This window comes from Longimicrobiales bacterium, assembly GCA_035764935.1.
In the GTDB taxonomy this organism is placed as follows: Bacteria; Gemmatimonadota; Gemmatimonadetes; order Longimicrobiales; family RSA9; genus DASTYK01.
The window spans coordinates 1-20,124 of record DASTYK010000050.1 but is presented as its reverse complement, the minus strand read 5'-3'; the positions used below and the strand labels follow the sequence as shown (position 1 = coordinate 20,124).

The following is a 20,124-nucleotide window of genomic DNA, read 5'->3' as shown; positions in this document are numbered from 1 at the left end:
GCACGCCTTGGCAGCACCCCGCATCCTGATCTCGGCGGGTGAGCCGTCGGGCGACCTGCATGGTTCCGGTGTTGCCCGCGCACTGCGCGAGCAATGGCCCGATGCAGAGCTGTACGGCTTCGGCGGCTCGCTCATGCAGGGTGCCGGCGTCAGTCTGCGGGCGCACGTCGACGACCTCGCGGTCATGGGCTTTGCCGAGGTCGCGCGTCACCTGCCATTCTTCGTGCGACTGCTGCGCGACACGCGTCGCGAGCTGGATGCCCGACCGCCCGACCTGGTCATCCCCATCGACTATCCCGGCTTCAACATGCGACTCGCACGCATGGCGAAGGAGCGCGGCATCCCGGTGCTGTACTACATTGCGCCGCAGGTCTGGGCGTGGCACAGCAGCCGGGTGCGCCAGCTTGCCGAGACGTCCGACCGACTTGCGGTCATCCTTCCATTCGAGCAGCAGCTCTTCGAGGCAGCGGGCACGCGTGCGCTCTTCGTCGGCCACCCGCTGCTCGACCGACGGGCCGAAGCGACCGCACGCGCTGCGCTGTGCGCGCAGCTGGGCATCGATCCCGGGCGACCGATCCTGGCCCTGTTTCCCGGCTCACGCGCGCAGGAGGTGCGACGCCACCTCGCGCTCTTCGAAGCGGCCGCTGAGCGGGTCCGCGCCGCGCGGCCGGATGTGCAGCCGGTGATCGCCGCGGGCGACGCAGTACCCGCACCGCTGTACGCCACGGCGACCTGGCCCCGCACACGTGACAACCAGGCACTGCTGCAGCATGCATCGGCCGCGCTCGTCAAGTCCGGAACGACCACGCTGCAGGCGGCGGTCGCCGGCACGCCGATGGTCATCGCGTACCGGATGCACCCGCTGTCCTATGCAATCGCGCGGCGCGTCGTCGAGGTGGAGCACGTCGGACTCGTGAACCTGGTGGCGGGTGAGCGCCTTGCCCCGGAGTTCATCCAGGACCAGGCGACGCCCGCGGCACTCGCGGACGCGCTGCTGCCGCTGCTCGCCGACGGCCCCACCCGCACGCGCACGCTCGCGGGACTCGCCAGGGTGCGCACGGCGCTGCAGCCGCCGCCCGGTGCAGGGGATGCCGCGACGCAGGTCGCTGCACTCGCCCGCGAGCTGATCGAGCAGCGATGAGTGAGCCACGCTACGCGCTCGCCGGCTTTGCCGGCGATGCCCTGATCCGCTCGCTCATGGCGAGCGTGCGCTTCGAGACGGAGAACGAGCCGGAGCACGGACTGCGCATCAACGGCAAGCCGCTTCTCGGGCTGTGCTGGCACGGCCACCTGCTCGTGTTCGCATTCCGTCAGCGCGGTGCAGGACTCGCCACCCTGATCAGCCAGTCGAAGGACGGTGAGTACATTGCCCGGGTGGTGCAGCGCTGGGGATACACCGTGCTGCGCGGCTCGAGCTCGCGCGGTGGGTCGGGTGCCCTGCGTTCCATGGTGCGGGTGCTGCGCGACGGACAGTCGCTCGCGGTGACGCCGGACGGCCCGCGCGGGCCGAGGCGGAAATTGAAGCCCGGCTCGCTGCTCGCTGCGCGGATGAGCGGTGTGCCCGTGCTGCCGACGGCAGCCGCGGCAACCCGTGCCTGGTGGCTCGGCGGCTGGGACCGATTCCTGGTGCCGCAGCCGTTCACGCGCGTGCGGCTCGTCTATGGTGAGCCGAGAACCATCCCGCGTGACGCCGACGACGCAGAGCTCGAGCGGGTGGGCGCCGAGATCGAGACGGAGATGAACGCACTGACCGAGCGCGCGGAGCGCGCGCTGGGTGTGCATGGTGAGCCGCGTGAGTGAGCGGGCGGGCGCGTTCGTAGAGCGCATGTGGCGCGAGCAGGCCGGGGCTGCGGGACGTGCGCTGAGCGCGCTGCTCGTTCCCGCCGAGCTCGCGTTCCGGGGTGTGAGCACGCTGCGTAACGCAGCGTTCACGCGCGGCATGCGCGCCGTCGAGCGCGCACCGGTCCCCGTCATCAGTGTCGGCAACATCGCGATCGGCGGTGCAGGGAAGACGCCGTTCTCGGCGTTCCTCGCCGCGCGGCTCGCGATGCTGGGCCACAGTCCGGCGCTCCTGCATGGCGGCTATGCCGAGGACGAACCGATGCTGCACCGGCAGTGGAACCCGGATGTGCCGGTTCACGTCGGCCGTGATCGCGTCGCGAGTGCGCGGGCAGCTGCGGATGAGGGTGCCACGGTGCTGATCCTCGACGACGGGTTCCAGCATCGGCGGCTTGCACGTGACATCGACCTGGTGCTGGTCGCGGCAGAAACGTGGACGTCGATGCCGCGGCTGCTGCCGCGCGGTGCGTGGCGCGAGTCGCCATCGGCACTGAAGCGCGCCACGGCAGTGATCGTGACATACCGAACGCCGCTGGACCCTGCGCCCGTGCGGTCAGACGTGGAGCGCATCGCGGGCGGTGTGCCCGTATGGCTCGCTCGCATGACCCCCGAACGGTGGACCCGGCCGACAGGTGCAGCGCCCGACGTCGCTCGCAGCCAGGTGGAGCGAGCGCGTGCAGAGCCGCGGGCAGGTACCGGACGCGACGCGGCCGGTCCGCCGGAGCGCCCGGCGCTGCTCGTCGCAGCGGTTGCACAGCCCGAGCTGTTCCTGGCCGGCGCACGCGCGGCGGGGGCGCAGATCGGTGACGTGCTCACGTTCCGCGACCATCACGCATACACGCGCACGGACGCAGCAGCGATCGAGCAGCGCGCGTCCGGCAGGCCGGTTGTCACGACTGCCAAGGACTGGGTGAAGCTGCAGGGCCTGCTGAATGCGGACGACGTGTGGCTGCTCGAGCAGGACGTCGTCATGACGGATGGTGCAGAGGAGCTGGATCGCCTGCTCTCGACACTGCCGGTGTCGCATGCCTGATCGGATGCGCCACGAGGCGTGCGACGTGCTCGTCATCGGCAGTGGCATCGCCGGGCTCAGCTATGCCCTGAAGGCGGCGCAGCACGGGGACGTGGTGCTGGTCACCAAGAAACAGCGGGCGCAGTCGAGCACGAACTACGCGCAGGGTGGCATCGCGGCCGTGTGGAGCGACGACGACTCGGTCGAGCTGCACGCGCGCGACACCTTCGTCGCCGGTGCGGGGCTCTGTCACACGAGCGCCGTGCGCATGCTGGTCGAGGAGGGGCCCGCGCGTGTGCGGGAGCTCATCGAGTGGGGCGTGCGCTTCACGCAGGAGCAGGAAACGGTCTCGCTCGGCCGCGAAGGCGGACACTCGGTGCGTCGCATTCTGCACGCGGGTGATCTCACCGGCCGCGAGATCGAGCGCGCGCTGCTCGGTGCCGTCGCGGCCGAGCCGCGCATCACGCTGCTCGAGGATCATCTCGCGGTGGACCTGCTGGTGCGCGGCACACCGCCGCGCTGTGCGGGTGCGATCGTGCTGGATCACCATACCGATACGCTCACCCGGTACGACGCGCAGGTCGTGCTGCTCGCCACCGGCGGGATGGGGCAGGCGTGGCTGCACACGACCAACCCGGACATCGCGACAGGTGACGGCGTTGCGATGGCGTACCGAGCCGGGGCCCAGGTCGCCAACCTCGAGTTCATGCAGTTCCACCCGACGGCGCTGGACGCGCCCGACGGCGTCACCTTCCTGATCTCGGAAGCGGTGCGCGGCGAGGGCGCCATCCTGCGAACCCCCTCGGGCGCGGCGCTGATGGAGGGGGTGCATCCGCTCGGCTCGCTCGCCCCGCGCGACATCGTGGCACGGGCGATCGACAGGTTGATGAAGGAGACGGATGCGCCACACGCGCTGCTCGACCTTTCGCCGATCGCGGGCGATCGAATCGAGGCACGCTTCCCGGGCATCATGAAGGAGTGCGCGGCGCGCGGAATCGATATCCGCCGGGAGCCGATACCGGTGGTGCCCGCGGCGCACTATGCATGCGGCGGCATCCGCACGGATGCGGATGGTCGTACGTCGCTGCGCGGGCTCTTCGCGGCCGGCGAAGTGGCCTGCACTGGCGTCCATGGGGCAAATCGTCTAGCATCCAATTCTCTGCTGGAAGCGGTCGTTTACAGTCACCGGGCAGCGCAGGCGCTGCCGGCTTCGCTGGCGCAGGCGGGGCGAGTGACGGGCGGCCGTGGTGAGCCGGTGGTGCCTCTGCCCGAGGGGCGGGCACCGGGCGGTGCGTGGCAGTCGCTGCGCGCGTCCATCCGGCAGTCGCTCTGGGACGACGTCGGCCTGGTCAGGACCGACGAGCGCCTGGGGCGAGCCGCTCGCCGCCTTGACACCCTGCGCGCCGGCCTGGACGCCGGCTCCGTGCGCGACCCCGAGTTCCTCGAGGCGCGCAACCTCCTCGAGGTCGCGGAGCTGGTCGTGCGGTCGGCGCGCTTGCGCAGGGAGAGCAGGGGTTTGCATCACAACACTGACTACCCGTACCGGGACAACGAGCGGGAGCTCCGCGATACCGTTCTGGAACGCGCAGGGTCATAGGAGACGGGAGATCATGGAGTCCTCCAGTACGGCGGCGGTGCAGCCGCCGGCGACGACGGGCAACGAAGAGAATCCATTCGAAGCGATGATGCAGCGCTTCGATCATGCCGCGGAGCTGCTCTCCCTCGACCCCGGCATCTACAAGATCCTGCGCAACCCGGAGAAGCAGATCATCACCTCCATCCCGGTCGCCATGGACAACGGCGAGGTCGAGGTGTTCCAGGGGTACCGGGTGCTGTACAACACGTCGCGCGGGCCGGCCAAGGGCGGCATCCGCTTCGACATGGGTGTCTCGCTGGACGAGGTGACGGCGCTCGCCGCCTGGATGACGTGGAAGTGCGCCGTCGTCGACGTGCCGTTCGGCGGCGCCAAGGGAGGCGTGATCTGTGAGCCGTACCGCCTTTCCCAGGGCGAGCTCGAACGCCTGACCCGCCGCTACACCGCCTCGATCCTCGAAGTGCTCGGCCCCGAGTCCGATGTGCCCGCCCCTGACGTGAACACCAATGAACAGACCATGGCGTGGATCATGGACACGTACTCCATGCACAAGCGCCACACGGTCACGGCGGTGGTGACCGGCAAGCCGATCGCGATGGGTGGCTCGCGCGGGCGGCGCGAAGCAACGGGGCGCGGCGTGATGCTGAGCATCAAGGAGGCGCTGCGCGAGCTGGGGCTGCCGCTCAACGGAACCAGGGTGGCGGTACAGGGGTTCGGCAATGTCGGCGGCACTGCGGCGCGCCTGCTGGAGGAGGAGGGGCTGACCGTCATCGCGATCAGCGACAAGACGGGCGGCATCTACAACCGCAACGGCATCTACGTGAAGGAAGCGCTCGAGTACGTTCAGAAGAACCGGTTCCTCGAGGGCTTCCAGGGCGGCGAGCCGATCACCAACGAGGAGCTGCTCGAGGTGGAGTGCGACGTGCTCGCGCCGTGCGCACTGGAGAACGTGATCACGCGGCGCAACGCGGGCAGCATCAAGGCGAAGATCATCGCGGAGGGCGCCAACGGCCCAACGACGGCGTACGCGGACGCGATCCTCGATGAGAAGGGCGTGTTCGTCGTGCCGGACATCCTGGCGAACGCGGGCGGCGTTACGGTCAGCTACTTCGAGTGGGTGCAGAACCGCGAGGGGTATTACTGGCGCGAGGACACGGTGATCGAGCGGCTGCAGGAGGTCATGGTGCGCGCGTTCAGTGAAGTGCTGGAGTACTCGAAGAAGCACAACGTGAACATGCGCACGGCCGCGTACATGCTGTCGATCGACCGGGTCGCGGCGGTGCACCGGCTGCGCGGCATCTACGCGTAACCATCGTGAAGGTCCATGTGCTCGTCGTGGGCAGGCCATCGCGCCTGCTGAGCGAGGCCGTGGAGGAGTACGAGAAGCGCGCGGCGCGCTACTGGCCACTGGAGGTGGTCGAGGTGCGCGAGGAGCGTTCGGGCAGAAACGCGGATCCGGACCGGATCCGCGCGGCGGAGGGGGAGCGGCTCTGGGAACGGGTACCTTCGGGTGTGGAGACGGTCGCGCTGACGCGAACGGGCGATGCGCTCGGCTCACGCGAGCTGGCGTCATGGCTGCAGCAGCGCGCCGTCGCGGGGCATGCCGGCATTGCATTCGTGATCGGCGGGGCACTCGGCCTGCCGGACGATGTCATCGCCCGCTGTACGCGCTCGCTGCGCCTGTCCAGCATGACGCTCCCGCACGAGCTCGCCCGCCTCGTCCTCGCCGAGCAGCTCTACCGCGCCGGCACCATCGTTCGCAACGAACCCTACCATAAGGGAGCATGAGCCGACCGGCGCCGGGTGTGGTGCGGGGCGATGGCCCCCTGGATGGCCTCGAGCTGCACGTTGCGCCGCTCGCCGGCTCACGCATCGTCGACGACTACCAGATCGGGCATCCCGCGCTCGCGCCGTTCTTCTCCGGGCACCCGTATGACATCGAGGCGTACCGTCGCAAGGCGGCCGAGGTCGAGCGGCGGCTCGACCCGACGTCGCGCGCGCGGCTCGAGGATGCACTGAAGCCGACCACGCCGCGTGCCGCCGATCGACTGCGGCAGGTGCTGGACGGCAACGGCTTCTTCGTGACGACCGGCCAGCAGGCCGGGCTGTTCGGCGGTCCGCTCTACACCGTCTACAAGGTGCTGAGCGCGGTCCGGCTGGCGGAGTCGCTCGAGCGCCAGCTCGGCCGGATCGTGGTACCGGTCTTCTGGATCGGTGCCGATGATCACGACTTCGACGAGATCTCGCATGTCGTTGCGCTCGATGAGAGCGACGTGCTGCACCGGATCGAGATCAGCCGGCCGGCGGACGCGGCCGCGCTGCCGATGGCGGAGCAGCCGCTGGGCGACGACGTGACCGCTGCGCTCGATGCGTTTGCCGCAACATTGCCGCAGGGACCGTACGGCGCCGACGCGCGCGCGCGGCTGCGTGCACACTACCGGCCCGGCCGGATGGTGGCGGACGCCTTCGAAGCGAGCATGGCCGAGCTGCTCGCACCCTTCGACGTCGTCATCGTCAGCTCCGCGCATCCGGCGCTGAAGCGGGCTGCGGCAGCGGTGCTGCGCCACGAGTTCGACGCGCAGGCCGAGCATGCCAGGCTGCTCGCCCACACGAGCGCAGCGCTGGAGCGAGCAGGCTACGGGGTGCAGGTGCCGATCGCGTCGGACGTGTCCAACGTGTTCCACACCGACGAGGGCGGACGCGACCGCCTCGTGCGCGAGGAACAGGGATGGCACCATCGGCGGAGTCATCGCCGCATCAGCGATGACTCGCTCCGGGAGCGGCTCGAGCAGCAACCGGAGGCGTTCTCACCGAACGTGCTGCTGCGACCCGTCGTGGAGAGCGCGTTGCTGCCGACGGTGGCGTACGTTGCAGGTCCGGGCGAGCTCGCGTACTTCGCGCAGATCGGCTGCCTGTTCCGGGCGCACGGCATCGAGCCGCCCGTGGTGTTCCCGCGCCATTCGCTGACGCTCGTCGGACCCACGGTGCGCAGACTGCTCGAACGACAGGGGCTCGAAGTCGCGTCCTTCCGGCGCGACGTGACCGCGCTCGTGCACCAGGCGCTGCGCGACGACGTGCCGGCCGGTATTGCGGACGCCCTCCGTGAGCTGCGCGCCGGCATCGATGCCGGTTTCGAGCGACTGGCCGGTTCGGCGCTGCCGATCGACGTGACGCTGGCCGGTCCGGTTGACGCCGCCCGCCGCGCAGCGCTGGCGAACGTGGAGGGCATCGAGAAGAAGATCCTGGCGCGGCTGCGCCAGCGGGAAAGCACGTCCGCACGTCAGATCGAGCGGATCGCCGCGCACCTGCGACCCCTGGGCGCACCACAGGAACGCCAGCTCAACATCTTCAGCTTCCTGGCGCGCTATGGCATGAGCCTGCCGGGCGCGATTGCCGCAGCGATGCCGGTCGCGCTCGATACACCTGCCCCCGACTGGAGCGGCGTGGGCGGCTGCGGGTAGACGGGACTACCGGGCTGCGTTCTTGCACCCTGTGAATCCGGGCCGGTCAAAGGATATCCTTCGTATGATGATGCTCGTTCTCGTCGTGCTCCTCGTGGCACTGATGATCCCGCTGACTGCGGTCATCCTGGATTCGCAGGTCGGTCGTGCGCTGGCCGCGCGGCTCGAGCGCGACCGCGAGCTGGGGGGTGGCGACGCCTCCGGCCGCAGGCTGAGCGCGCTCGAGGCGGAAGTGGAGCGCCTCGGCCGGGAAGTCGAGCGGCTGGACGAGGAGAGCACCTTCCTGCACCGGCTGCTGGAGCAGAAGCCCACCCCCGAGTCGCTGCCACCGGGCAAGGAGTCTTGAGCGACCCCGCGGACGAGGCTCCCGCCGGCGCGGGAGACAGGGGGCACCCTGAGCCACGGTCGGCGCAGAGCCGGGAGCGCGACGCGTCCGCGCAGGCGGCCGCCGGCGTTCCCGACGCGGCGTCGACGGAAGCGCTCGAGGCGCCGCCTCAGAGCGACTCGGGCAGCTCGCCGCCCAGGGCCGCAGCCTACGCCCGCCTCGTCGCTGCCGGCATCCTGCTCAGCCGCATCGCGGGGCTGATCCGGGAACGCATCTTCGCACAGTATTTCGGGACATCCCTCGCCGCGGATGCGTTCAAGGCCGCGCTGCGCGGGCCCAACGTGCTCCAGAACCTGCTCGGCGAGGGCACGCTGAGCGCCTCGTTCATCCCCGTGTACTCGGAGCTGCTGGCGGAAGGGAAAAAGGAGGAGGCGGGGCGTGTCGCCGGTGCCGTTTTCGCGCTGCTGCTGGCCGCGGCGGGCCTGCTCTCACTGATCGGCATCGCGCTGGCGCCCGTGCTGGTTTCCGTGCTGTCGCCCGGATTCGAGGGGGAACGCCGCGAGCTGACCATCTCGGCGATCCGGATCATCTTCCCGATGACGGGCACCCTCGTGCTCTCCGCATGGGCGCTCGGCATCCTGAACAGCCATCGTCGCTTCTTCCTCGCGTACTTCGCGCCGGTGCTGTGGAACGCGGCGATGATCGCGACGCTGCTGTATTTCGGTCCGCGGCAGGGCCAGGGCGAGCTGGTCACGACCCTGGCGTGGGGTGCCTTCATCGGTGGACTGCTGCAGTTCGCCATCCAGGTCCCGCGCCTGCTGAGGCTGGAGCCGAACCTGCGCGTCCGCTGGGCCCCGCGCATCCCTGCGGTGCAGACGGTGCTGCGGAATGCGGGCCCCGCAATCATGGGGCGCGGCGTCGTGCAGCTGAGTGGCTACCTCGACCTGGTGCTGGCGTCGCTGCTGGCTGCCGGCGCCTTTGCGACGATCACGTACGCCAGCACGATCTACCTGCTGCCGTACAGCCTCTTCGGCATGAGCATCGCCGCCGCGGAGCTGCCGGAGCTGTCGCGCCAGCGGCAGGCGGCGAAGAACGTGCTGCGCGAGCGCGTGAGTGCCGGACTGCGCGAGCTGATCGTCTACGTCATTCCGTCGTTCGTCGCCTTCATCCTGCTCGGTGATGTCCTGGTCGCAGCGCTGTACCAGACGGGCGAGTTCGAGCGCGCCGACACGCTGCTCGTCTGGGCGGTGCTCGCGGCGTACGCGATCGGGCTGCTGGCCTCGACGTCGACACGCCTGTACAACTCGGCCTTCTTCGCGCTGCAGGACACGACGACGCCCGCCAAGGTCGCGACGGCGCGTGTGATCCTGGCGGCCGCAATCGGCGCCGGATTGATGTTCCTGCTGCAGCGCGTGACGCTTGCGGGGCAGCCGCTCGGGCCGGTCGGCATTGCGATCGGTGCGGGTGTCGGCGCGTGGTTCGAGTGGTACGTCCTGCGTCGCTCGCTCGGCCGGCAGCTCGAGGGCGCGCCCGGTGCGGGCGGCGGGCGTGTCGCAAAGCTGCTCGTATCCGCTGTGGTCGCTGCACTGATCGGGCGCGGCGTCGAGTGGCTCCTGCCGCCGCTGCATCCGATCGTCGTTGCCGTGATCGTGCTGATCCCCTTCGGCGTCGTGTACTTCGGGCTGGCACGGATGCTCGGCGTACCCGAGGCGTCTGCGGCCACGGACCGGGTCCTGCGGCGCATACGACGCTGACGCGGGTATCAGACCCCCATGATTCCGGAGTCCATCGAGCGCAAGCTGCGCCACATGCCCGCGCGTCCGGGTGTCTACCAGTTCAAGGACCGCGCGGGCGAGATCCTCTATATCGGCAAGGCCAAGTCGCTGCGGGCCCGCGTGCGCAGCCATTTCGCCGTGGATGCGGCGACGTCGCTCAAGAACGTGGAGATGCTGCGGCGGGTGCTGGACGTCGACACGATCGTGGTCGGCTCCGAGGCCGAGGCACTGCTTCTCGAAGCGAACCTGATCAAGGAGCATCGCCCGCGCTTCAACATCCAGCTCCGTGACGACAAGCGCTATCCGTACATCAAGGTGACGGTGCAGGAGCCGTTTCCGCGCGTCTACGTGACGCGCCGGCTCGACAACGATGGTGCGCGCTACTTCGGGCCCTACACGGAGGTCGGCGCGATGCGGCAGGCGCTCGAGGTGGTCAAGCGCCTCTACACCGTGCGCAGCTGCCGCTACGATCTCCCCGACGAGTCGCCGGCGCGTGCGTGCCTGGACTACCACATCGGCCGATGCCGGGCGCCCTGCGTGGGCCTGCAGTCGCGCGAGGAGTACCGCGCGATGATCGACGAGATCCTGGAGGTGCTCGGCGGCCGCGTGGGGCACGTGCGGCGCCGTGTCGAGACGACGATGCGGCAGGCCGCCGAAACGCTCGACTTCGAGCGCGCAGCGAACCTGCGCGACGTGCTCACCGGTCTTCAGTCGATCGAGCAGCGCCAGCGTGCACTGGACGTGCGCGGTGGTGATGTGGACGTGATCGGCACTGCCCGCGACGGCGACAACGCATGCGCCGTTCAGCTCCGCATCCGTGAAGGCAAGCTGCTCGGCAGGGAGCTGGACTTCTTCGAGAACGTGGGCGGGGAGAGCGAGGAGGAGCTGCTTTCGACGGCCGTCAGCCGCATCTACTTCGGACGCGGCGAGCACGGCCTCGCGGACCTGCCGCGCGAGGTGCTGCTGCCGGACGAGTTCGAGGACCGCGCGACGGTCGAGACCATGCTGTCGGATCGCGCCGGCCGGCGCGTCGGCACCCACGTGCCCGTACGCGGCGACAAACTGCGCCTGATCGAGCTGGCGAACCAGAACGCGCGCCACCTGCTCGAGGAGCGTGCGGTGCTGAGTGAGGCCGTGGACGAGCGCGCAGACGACGCCCTCTACGACCTGCAGGAAGCCATCGAGATGAAGGTCGTGCCGCGCTTCATCGTGTGCTTCGACATCTCGCACATGCAGGGGACGGAGGTGGTCGCGAGCTGCGTCGCGTTCGAGAACGGCACGCCGAACAAGAACGAGTACCGCCGCTTCAAGGTGCGTGGCGACTGGGGCAACGATGACTTCCGCTCGATGAAGGAAGTGGTCGGCCGCTACCTGCGCCGCCGCATCGAGGAGGGGAAGCCGCTCCCCGAGCTGGCCGTGATCGACGGCGGCAAGGGGCAGCTGTCCATGGCGCAGGCGGCCGCGGACGAGGCGGGGGCGCACGACGCCACCCTGATCGCACTGGCAAAGCGGGAAGAGGAAATCTACCTTCCCGGCCGCCCGGATCCGCTGCGCCTGCCGCGCACCAGCAATGCGCTCCGCCTGTTGCAGCGCATCCGCAACGAAGCACACCGCTTCGCGCACGGCTACAACCGCAAGCTGCACGGGAAGCGAACACTGTCCAGCGAGCTGTCGCGGATTCCAGGAATCGGTCCCGCGCGCCAGAAGGTGCTGCTCTCCAGGTTCGGCAGTGTGCGCGCGCTGCGTGAGGCGTCGCCCGAGGAGGTCTCGCGACTGGCCGGCTTCTCCCGCACGCTTGCCGAGCGCGTGCTGGAGCACCTGAGGAAGTGACAGTGAACGCGACCGTACGCACACGCTTCGCACCAAGCCCCACCGGCAGCCTGCACGTCGGCAATGCGCGCCTCGCCGTGCTCAACTGGCTGGTCGCCCGAAACCACGGCGGTTCATTCCTGCTGCGCATCGAGGACACCGACGTCGAGCGCAATGTGCACGGCTCGGAGGACGCGATCCTGCGGGACCTGCGCTGGCTCGGTCTCGACTGGGACGAGGGGCCCGAGTACCAGGGCACGCCCGCACCGGGCGGGTACGGACCGTACCGGCAATCCGAGCGCATGCAGGTGTATCGGGACGCCGCGCAGGAGCTAACGGACCGTGGACTCACGTACCCGTGCTACTGCACGGACGAGGAGGTCGCGGCCCGCCGTGCGCAGCTCGAGGAAGGTGCACGCGAGGCGCCCGACCCGTGCGCCGCGCTGACGGATGCGCAGCGTGCCGCACACGAAACAGCGGGGCGCAGGCCCGCGCTGCGCTTCCGCGTAAGCGTCGACGCGCCCGTGACCGTCACCGATGTCGTGCGCGGCACCGTCGAGTTCGCGCCCGAGACGCTGAGCGATTTCGTGCTGCTGCGCAGCGACGGACGGCCGACCTACAACTTCGGCGTGGTCGTCGACGACATCGCGATGCGTATCACGCACGTGATCCGCGGGGCGGGGCACCTGCCCAACACGCCCCGCCAGGTGCTGCTGTTCCAGGCCTTCGATGCGCCGCTGCCCGTGTTCGCGCACGTGCCGACCGTGCTCGGCCCCGATCGGCACAAGCTGTCCAAGCGCACGGGAGCGCAGGCGCTGGAGGAGTACCGTGCGCAGGGGTTCCACCCGGACGGGCTCGTCAACTACCTCTCGCTGCTCTCGTGGTCGAGCCCGTCGGGCGAGGAAGTGCTGACGAGGGAGGAGCTGATCGCGCAGGTCACCCTCGAGCGCATCGGCGCCTCCGACGTCGTCTTCGATCCCGTGAAGCTGCGGTGGCTGTCCGGCAAGCACATCGCACGCATGGGCACCGTTGAGCTGGTGCGAGCCGTACGGCCGTTTCTGCCGGACCAGCTGCCGTTCGACGAGTCGCTCCTGCCGGAAGCGATCGAGGCCGTGCGCACGCACCTGGAGACGTTTGCCGACGCGCGCGCACAGATCGAGACACTGCTGCCGGCCAGCGAGCCAGTGACAGTCCTCGCGGAGGAGATCCCCGTGCTGAGCGCCGCGCGCGAGCTGCTCGACGATGCCGCGGACTGGACGCCTGACACGCTCAAGGCAATCGTCAGGGAGATCGGCCGCGCCGCGAACGTTAAGGGGCCGGCGCTCTACACGCCGCTGCGCCGCGCGCTGACGGGCGCGGAGCACGGGCCGGCGCTGGTTGCCATCCTGCGGGTGCAGGGCAGGGAACGTGCACTCGCGCAGCTCGACAGAGCGCGCGGCGAAGCAGCATGATCAGTCTGGAATGACGCATTCAACCGGTAGACAGATGACTCACCAGGGCGGCGCACGCGCGCTGCTGTTCGATCCGTTCGCCGGCATCAGCGGCGACATGACGCTTGGCGCGCTGCTCGATCTGGGTCTGTCCGGCGAGTGGCTGCGCGATTTCGTTGCAGGGCTCGGCCTCGGCGACATCACCGTGCACACCGAGCGCGCCAACCGCCGCGGCATCGACTGCGGCCGCGTGCGCTTCGACCTGCCGCACGAGCACGCGCACCGCCACCTGCGCCACGTCGAGGAGATCATCGATCGCTGCAACGCGCCGGACCGCGCGAAGCAGCGCGCACGCGAGGCGTTCCGCCGCATTGCCGTGGCCGAGGCGGAAGTGCACGGCACGACCGTCGAGAAGGTGCACTTCCACGAGGTGGGCGCTCTGGACGCGATCCTCGACATCGTGTGCAGCATGGCGGGGTTCGAGGCGCTCGGCTTCGACACGTTCTACACGCGCCCCGTCGCGCTCGGCTCGGGCTGGGTCGACATCGCCCACGGCCGTTTCCCGGTCCCCGCACCGGCCACGCTGAAGATCCTGGAGGGCGTGCCGGTAGGCGGGCTGCAGCTGGAGGGTGAGTGCACCACGCCCACGGGCGCGGCGATCGTCGCGACGCTGACCGAGGGACGACAGCCGCCAGCAGAGCTGACACCGCGCCGCACCGGCTTCGGCGCCGGCACGCGTGACCCGCAGACGCACCCCAACTGCGTCCGGCTGATCGCCTGCTCGCCCGCAACAACGCCGAGCGATCGCCTCATCCTGCTCCAGGCCGACGTCGACGACCTCGCGCCGGAGTACGCAGCGCCCGCGCAGGACGAGATCCTTGCCGCAGGTGCGCGCGACGTCGTCTTCCTCCCGCTCGCCATGAAGAAGGGGCGGCCGGGGCTGCGGCTCGAGGCACTCACGGATGAGGCTACCCTGGACGCGGTGATCGCTGCCGTCTTCCGTGCGACACCCACCATCGGTGTGCGCCACTGGACGGTGGAGCGACCGTCGCTCGAGCGCGAGACCGTTCGCGTCACGTGGCGCGGCCACTCCATCCGCTGCAAGCGGGTCGTGCTGCCCGACGGCAGCCGCCGCGCCAAGCCCGAGTACGACGACGTCGTGAAAGCGGCTGCGGCGGAGAAGATGCCGGCGTGGCAGGTGCGTCTCGAAGTGGAAGCTGTGGCGGGCGAATAGGGAACCCTTCTTGCACTTCCTCCACTGGCACACTTGCCACGGAGACAAGATGGCTACGAGCGAGAACACCGCGACGCGGCGCTGTCCGAACTGTGACCAGCAGATCGACGCGGAGAGCGAGTCCTGCCCCGCGTGCGGTACCCTGTTCATCGAGGCGTTCTGCGATGAACACCCTGAGCGCAAGGCGGTCGGCGCATGCATCATCTGCGGCCGCCGGGTCTGCGACGACTGCGGCAGCGCGGAGCGCGGCTACTGCGTCTGCTCCGACCACGCGGACATCCCGGTCTTCGAGGGCTGGGCGCAGCTCTACACGACGCCGGAGGAGCTGGAGGCGCAGCTGATCCGGGACAACCTGCAGGCGGACGGCATCGATGCGGAAATTCTCTCGCAGAAGGACCGGACGCTGACGTTCGACCTGGGCGACTTCGCCCACATCCGGGTGCTCGTTCCCGCATTTGCCTGGCTGGATGCCCGCAAGACGCTGCAGGCGCACATGGACAATCGGGGCGAGGTGGCGTTCGCGTGCCCGTCGTGCGGCTCGGCCTACGAGGCCGGCGAGGTGACCTGCCGCTCCTGCGGAGCAGAATTGCCGCGCGCCATGGCTTGAGGCGGCGTCTCCGTTGCAGTACCTTAAATAGCTGTCGTTGCGACGGATCGGGGCAGTCCAGGCGGGCTGCCCCGAGTCGCAGGAGGGTCCATGGTCCGCATCGCCGAAATCGCAGCAGGCACGATCGCCGACGAGCTCGCGCTCGAGATCGGCAGTCGTGTCGTGCGCATCAACGGCACGGCGGTGCGCGATACGATCGACTACCGCTTCCTGGAGGCGGAGGGCTTTCTCGAGCTGGAGGTCGCGACTCCATGCGGCGAGCGGGTCCTGTACGAGATCGAGAAGGACGAGGCCGAGCCGCTCGGCATCATCCCCGCAGCCGATTCCGTTCGGCAGTGCGCGAACAAGTGCGTGTTCTGCTTCGTCGACGGCAATCCCGACGGCGCCCGCCAGTCGCTGCACCTGAAGGACGACGACTTCCGTCTCTCGTTCACGTACGGCAGCTACGTCACGCTGACGAACCTCGGCCCGAAGGGGTTCGAGCGTCTGATCGAGCAGCGTCTCTCGCCGCTGTACGTCAGCGTGCACGCCACGGAGCCGGACGTGCGCGAGCGCCTGCTGGGCGTCCCGCGTGGCGGCGAGATCGTCGAGCAGCTCGCGCAGCTCACGCAGGCCGGCATCGAGGTGCACACGCAGATCGTGCTCTGTCCCGGCTGGAACGACGGCGAGCACCTGCAGCGCACGATCGACGACCTCTACGGTCTCGGCGAGCGTGTGCTCTCGCTTTCGGTGGTGCCGGTCGGCCTGACGAAGTACAACCTGAACCGGCCCGTGCGACTGCTCACGGCAGAAGAGGCCGCCCGCTCCATCGACCAGGTCGATGCTGCGCGTGCCCGCTCGATGACGGAGCGCGGGACCGGCTGGGGCTACGTCGGCGACGAGATGTTCTTCATCGCCGGTCGCGACGTTCCTCCGGCCTCGTACTACGACGACTGGCCGCTCACGGAGAACGGTGTCGGTGCGGTGCGCAGCCTCATCGATGCTGTCGCTGCGGGCACGAGCGCGCTGGAGCCGATGACGGGGCGTCGCATTGCGATCGTCACAGGGAGCCGCATGGCGCCGGTGATCGAAACCATCATTGCACCTGTTGCACGACACACCGGCGCGCGTATCGAGGTGATCGGCGTGGAGAACCGCATGTTCGGACCGACGACCACGACGGCCGGGCTGCTGCCCGGTGCGGACATCCGCGACGCCGTGCTGGCCGCGGGCGCATTCGACGGCGTGCTGCTCCCTGCGGAGGCGTTGAACGACGATCTCGTATTCGTCGACGACGTTGCGCTGGATGACGTGGTCAGCGCGCTGTCCCCGGCCCGCGTCGTTGCGGGCCACGAGCTGACCGAGACCCTGTCACGCCTGTGAGGCAGGGACTTCCCGCGGTCGCGGTCGTCGGCCGCCCCAATGTCGGCAAATCGACGTTCTTCAACCGCGTGCTCGGTGAACGTCGCGCCATTGTCGAGGATGAGCCGGGCGTTACGCGTGACCGGAATTTCGGTCGCGCGCAGTGGGCCGGCCGCCGCTTCTTCCTGATCGATACGGGCGGTCTCGAGCCGGAGAACGACGAGCCGATGCAGGCGGCGATCCGCCGGCAGGTGGACGCCGCGATCGGCGAGGCGGACGTGATCGTGTTCCTGACCGATGGGCAGGCGGGCCCCCACCCGGTCGACCACCAGATCGCCGAGATGCTGCGCAAGGTGGACCTTCCGGTGCTGCTCGTCGTGAACAAGCTCGACCGGCTGCCGGAGGACCTGGGCCACCACGAGTTCTGGGAGCTGGGGCTCGGTGAGCCGCTGCCGGTCAGCTCGCTCGTCGGCAAGGGCTCAGGCGATCTGCTGGACCGCGTGGTCGAGATGCTGCCGCCGACCGAAGAGGGGGCCGAGAACGACGAGACGCTGTACGTCGCCGTGATCGGCAAGCCGAACGTGGGCAAGTCCAGCTTCGTGAACCGGCTGCTGGGCGAGGAGCGCATGGTCGTGAGCGAGGTCGCGGGCACCACGCGCGACAGCATCGACACGCCGATGCGCTACCACGGCCGCGACATCGTCTTCGTGGACACGGCCGGACTGCGGCGGCAGGCCCGCATCGAGCGCGGCATCGAGTACTTCAGTGCGCTGCGGACGGAGCGGGCGGTGGAGCGCTCGGACGTCTGCCTGCTGCTGATGGACGCGACCGAGCCCGCGCACGTGCAGGACCTGAAGGTCGCGGAGAAGGCGTGGCGGGCGGGCTGCGCGCTGATCATCGTCGCCAACAAGTGGGACCTGGTCTCCAAGGACACGATGACGTCGGTCGAGTGGGCGCGCGCCATGCGCAAGCGTGCGCCGCAGCTCGCGAACGTTCCGATCATCTTCACATCGGCGCTCACGGGTCAGCGCGTGCAGAAGGTGCTGGACCTGGTCCTCCAGGTCGCAGCAGAGCGCAACCGGCGCATCGCGACGCATGACGTCGTGGAGCTGGTTCGCCAGCTGGCGCAGCGCCAGCCGCCCCCGCATTATCGGGGCATGCCGGTCAAGGTGCTGTTCGCCACGCAGGTATCCGTGAAGCCGCCCACCTTCGTGCTGTTCGTGAACCACCCGAAGGCACTGACGCCCGCATGGCTGCGGTTCGTCATGCGCGGGATCCGCGAGGCCTGGGGCTTCATCGGCTCGCCGGTGCGACTGCGCGTACGCGGCCGGCGGGAGAAGCGCGAATGATGCCGTGGCTGCTGCTGGTGATCAGCTACCTGCTCGGTGCAACGCCGACCAGCTACCTGGTCGCGCGGCGGGTCCGCGGCATCGACCTGCGTGAGCACGGCAGCGGCAATCTGGGCGCGACCAACGCGTTCCGCGTGCTCGGCTGGAAGGCCGCGACACCGATCTTCATCTTCGACATCTTCAAGGGCTGGTTGCCGGCAGCACTGTTCCCGCTCTGGGACGGCGCCACGGGCTGGGGCTGGCCGCTGGCATACGGCGCAGCCGCCATCGTCGGTCACGTCTTCTCGATCTACGTGGGGTTCCGCGGCGGCAAGGGCGTAGCCACCGGCGCCGGCGTCTTCCTCGCCCTCGCACCGATCGCCGTGCTCGCCGGACTGGTGGTCTGGCTGCTGCTCGTGTTCGCGACCGGGTACGTGTCACTCGCGTCGATCACGGCTGCCATCGTGCTGCCGGGGGTCGTGCTGCTCATGCAGGGCGCCAACCCGGTCTTCTACCTCTCGCTCGCCCTCGCCGCGTTCGTGATCTACGCCCACCGCGCCAACGTGCGGCGCCTGCTGCGCGGCGAGGAGCACCGGTTCCGGAGAAAGGCGCGCGCCGATGCCTGAACGGATTGCAGTCGTTGGTGCAGGAAGCTGGGGCACGGCCCTGGCGGACCTGCTCGCACGCAAGGACCACGACGTCGTGCTCTGGTCGTTCGAGCCCGATGTGGCGGACGCGATCGAGGCGAGGCACGAGAACCCGAAGTACCTGCAGGGCGTTCAGCTCGCACCTTCATTGCAGGCGACGGCGGCGCTCCCGGACGCAGTGCGCGACGCGTCCGTGATCGTGTCCGTCAGCCCTGCGCAGCACGTGCGGGGCATCATGGCGAAAGCCGCCGAGCACATGCGCAAGGACGCAATCATCATCAGCGCGTCCAAGGGCATCGAGCAGGAGCGGCTGAACACGATGGCGCAGGTGCTCGCCCAGGTGCTGCCGAGAGGGACGCCGACCGCATACCTGTCGGGACCGAGCTTCGCACTCGAGGTCGCGCAGCGGATGCCGACCGCCGTCACGATCGCGAGTCATGACGAGGACGTGGCGCTGCGCTCGCAGGACCTCTTCCAGACACCCTATTTCCGGCCGTACACGAGCCAGGACGTGGTCGGCGTCGAGCTGGGCGGTGCGCTCAAGAACGTGGTTGCCGTAGCGGCCGGCATGGTCGCCGGTCTCGGCTTCGGTCACAACACGACGGCCGCACTGATCACGCGTGGCCTGGCAGAGATCACCCGCCTCGCTGTCGAGCTGGGCGCCAACCCGCTCACACTCAGCGGGCTGGCCGGAATGGGCGACCTGATCCTGACGTGCACGGGTGGCCTCAGCCGGAACCGCCACGTCGGCATGGAGATCGGCAAGGGCCGTACGCTGGAGGAGGTGCTCGGCGAGATGACCATGGTGGCCGAGGGCGTCGCGACGACGCGGGCCACACACGCCCTCGCGCAGCGCACGCGCGTCGAGATGCCGATCGCCTCCGCGGTGCACGAGGTGCTGTTCGAGAACCGGCCGCCGGCCGAAGCGGTCGAATCCCTGATGCTGCGCGACCCTAAGCCGGAGCTGTGGCGATGAACGATCCGGACGTGCTGTTTCCGTGGGAAAAGGAAGGCGGCGATCCGCAGGCCGCTGCAGAACGCGCGGATGCGGGTGACGCGGGCCATGCGCACGCTGGCGTGGAGTCCGGGAGGGACGCCGCGGGATCGGACGAGGCCGGCCAGGACGCAGGGCAGGGTGCGGCGACATCCGAGGCGAGTGCTGCGCCGCATGCGGAGGCAACGCCCGCGGCAGCCGGGCGCGATGAAGCCGAACCAGGGAACGATGCCGGCGCGGCGACGTCGCTCGCCTCGAATGACGTGGACGATGCCGGTGCGGTCGATGCCGTGGATGCCACGGGAGACGCGGATACGGCGCAGGCCACTGCGGACGTTGGCAACGCGACCGCATCTGCTGACGCGCCGGCCGATGCCGCGGCCGCTGACACCCTGGCCGACGACGTGGTCGCCGACGACACGACGGACGACGAGTCCCGCTTCGAGGTGCTGGATACGGAGTACGCGCGGCAGGCGGCGGAGCGTGCAAGTGCTGCGCTGCGCGAGAAGCCGGTCGCTCAGAAGGAGTACTACGCGATCAGCGAGGTGTGTGAGCTGGTCGGTCTGAAGCCGCACGTGCTGCGCTACTGGGAAACGCAGTTCCAGGTGCTGAACCCGTCCAAGAACCGGTCGGGCAACCGCGTCTATCAGCGCAAGGAGATCCGGCTGATCTCGCTGGTGAAGCACCTGCTGTACGAGGAGAAGTACACGGTCGAGGGTGCCAAGGCC

The 20,124-nt window shown here is 69.4% G+C and carries 18 protein-coding genes; all 18 read left to right on the top strand.

Annotation, left to right across the window (positions count from 1 at the left end; translation table 11 throughout):
* Positions 1 to 7: 7 nt before the first annotated feature.
* Complete coding sequence (gene lpxB, locus VFU06_03720; GenBank protein HEU5208498.1) at positions 8 to 1,141, top strand: lipid-A-disaccharide synthase; 1,134 nt, start codon at positions 8 to 10, stop codon at positions 1,139 to 1,141.
* Positions 1,138 to 1,800, top strand: a complete 663-nt coding sequence (locus VFU06_03715) for a lysophospholipid acyltransferase family protein (protein HEU5208497.1) — start codon at positions 1,138 to 1,140, stop codon at positions 1,798 to 1,800. The genes lpxB and VFU06_03715 overlap by 4 nt, the downstream gene beginning before the upstream one ends.
* Positions 1,793 to 2,872 carry a tetraacyldisaccharide 4'-kinase gene (locus tag VFU06_03710; GenBank protein ID HEU5208496.1) on the top strand — a complete coding sequence of 360 codons (1,080 nt, stop codon included), beginning with the start codon at positions 1,793 to 1,795 and terminating at the stop codon, positions 2,870 to 2,872. Before VFU06_03715 ends, VFU06_03710 begins: the two co-directional genes overlap by 8 nt.
* Positions 2,865 to 4,448: an L-aspartate oxidase gene (nadB, locus tag VFU06_03705; GenBank protein ID HEU5208495.1), complete on the top strand. Its 1,584-nt coding sequence runs from the start codon at positions 2,865 to 2,867 to the stop codon at positions 4,446 to 4,448. Before VFU06_03710 ends, nadB begins: the two co-directional genes overlap by 8 nt.
* Before the next feature lie 13 nt (positions 4,449 to 4,461).
* Positions 4,462 to 5,754 carry a Glu/Leu/Phe/Val dehydrogenase gene (locus VFU06_03700; protein ID HEU5208494.1) on the top strand — a complete coding sequence of 431 codons (1,293 nt, stop codon included), beginning with the start codon at positions 4,462 to 4,464 and terminating at the stop codon, positions 5,752 to 5,754.
* A 5-nt stretch (positions 5,755 to 5,759) separates the two neighbouring features.
* A complete protein-coding gene (locus VFU06_03695; GenBank protein HEU5208493.1) occupies positions 5,760 to 6,233 on the top strand; it encodes a 23S rRNA (pseudouridine(1915)-N(3))-methyltransferase RlmH in 474 nt (157 codons plus the stop codon).
* Positions 6,230 to 7,906: a bacillithiol biosynthesis cysteine-adding enzyme BshC gene (gene bshC / locus VFU06_03690; protein HEU5208492.1), complete on the top strand. Its 1,677-nt coding sequence runs from the start codon at positions 6,230 to 6,232 to the stop codon at positions 7,904 to 7,906. Before VFU06_03695 ends, bshC begins: the two co-directional genes overlap by 4 nt.
* Before the next feature lie 64 nt (positions 7,907 to 7,970).
* Positions 7,971 to 8,252 (top strand): hypothetical protein, encoded by a 282-nt coding sequence (locus tag VFU06_03685; GenBank protein ID HEU5208491.1) that lies wholly within the window; start codon positions 7,971 to 7,973, stop codon positions 8,250 to 8,252.
* Positions 8,249 to 9,985, top strand: a complete 1,737-nt coding sequence (murJ, locus tag VFU06_03680; GenBank protein ID HEU5208490.1) for a murein biosynthesis integral membrane protein MurJ — start codon at positions 8,249 to 8,251, stop codon at positions 9,983 to 9,985. The genes VFU06_03685 and murJ overlap by 4 nt, the downstream gene beginning before the upstream one ends.
* Before the next feature lie 18 nt (positions 9,986 to 10,003).
* Complete coding sequence (gene uvrC / locus VFU06_03675) at positions 10,004 to 11,836, top strand: excinuclease ABC subunit UvrC (protein HEU5208489.1); 1,833 nt, start codon at positions 10,004 to 10,006, stop codon at positions 11,834 to 11,836.
* 2 nt (positions 11,837 to 11,838) lie between these two features.
* Entirely contained in the window at positions 11,839 to 13,266 is a 1,428-nt protein-coding gene (gltX, locus tag VFU06_03670) for a glutamate--tRNA ligase (GenBank protein HEU5208488.1), read from the top strand.
* Between the two features lie 34 nt (positions 13,267 to 13,300).
* Positions 13,301 to 14,479: a nickel pincer cofactor biosynthesis protein LarC gene (gene larC, locus VFU06_03665; protein HEU5208487.1), complete on the top strand. Its 1,179-nt coding sequence runs from the start codon at positions 13,301 to 13,303 to the stop codon at positions 14,477 to 14,479.
* Positions 14,480 to 14,528: 49 nt separating this feature from the next.
* Entirely contained in the window at positions 14,529 to 15,086 is a 558-nt protein-coding gene (locus VFU06_03660; protein HEU5208486.1) for a zinc ribbon domain-containing protein, read from the top strand.
* 90 nt (positions 15,087 to 15,176) lie between these two features.
* Positions 15,177 to 16,448, top strand: coding sequence for a DUF512 domain-containing protein (locus VFU06_03655; protein ID HEU5208485.1), 1,272 nt, complete (start codon positions 15,177 to 15,179; stop codon positions 16,446 to 16,448).
* Positions 16,445 to 17,776: a ribosome biogenesis GTPase Der gene (gene der / locus VFU06_03650; GenBank protein HEU5208484.1), complete on the top strand. Its 1,332-nt coding sequence runs from the start codon at positions 16,445 to 16,447 to the stop codon at positions 17,774 to 17,776. Before VFU06_03655 ends, der begins: the two co-directional genes overlap by 4 nt.
* Entirely contained in the window at positions 17,773 to 18,381 is a 609-nt protein-coding gene (plsY, locus tag VFU06_03645; GenBank protein HEU5208483.1) for a glycerol-3-phosphate 1-O-acyltransferase PlsY, read from the top strand. Before der ends, plsY begins: the two co-directional genes overlap by 4 nt.
* Complete coding sequence (locus VFU06_03640) at positions 18,374 to 19,378, top strand: NAD(P)H-dependent glycerol-3-phosphate dehydrogenase (protein ID HEU5208482.1); 1,005 nt, start codon at positions 18,374 to 18,376, stop codon at positions 19,376 to 19,378. The genes plsY and VFU06_03640 overlap by 8 nt, the downstream gene beginning before the upstream one ends.
* Positions 19,375 to 20,124, top strand: a 750-nt coding sequence (locus VFU06_03635) for a MerR family transcriptional regulator (GenBank protein ID HEU5208481.1), incomplete at its 3' end; no start/stop codon positions are given. The genes VFU06_03640 and VFU06_03635, both read left to right, overlap by 4 nt.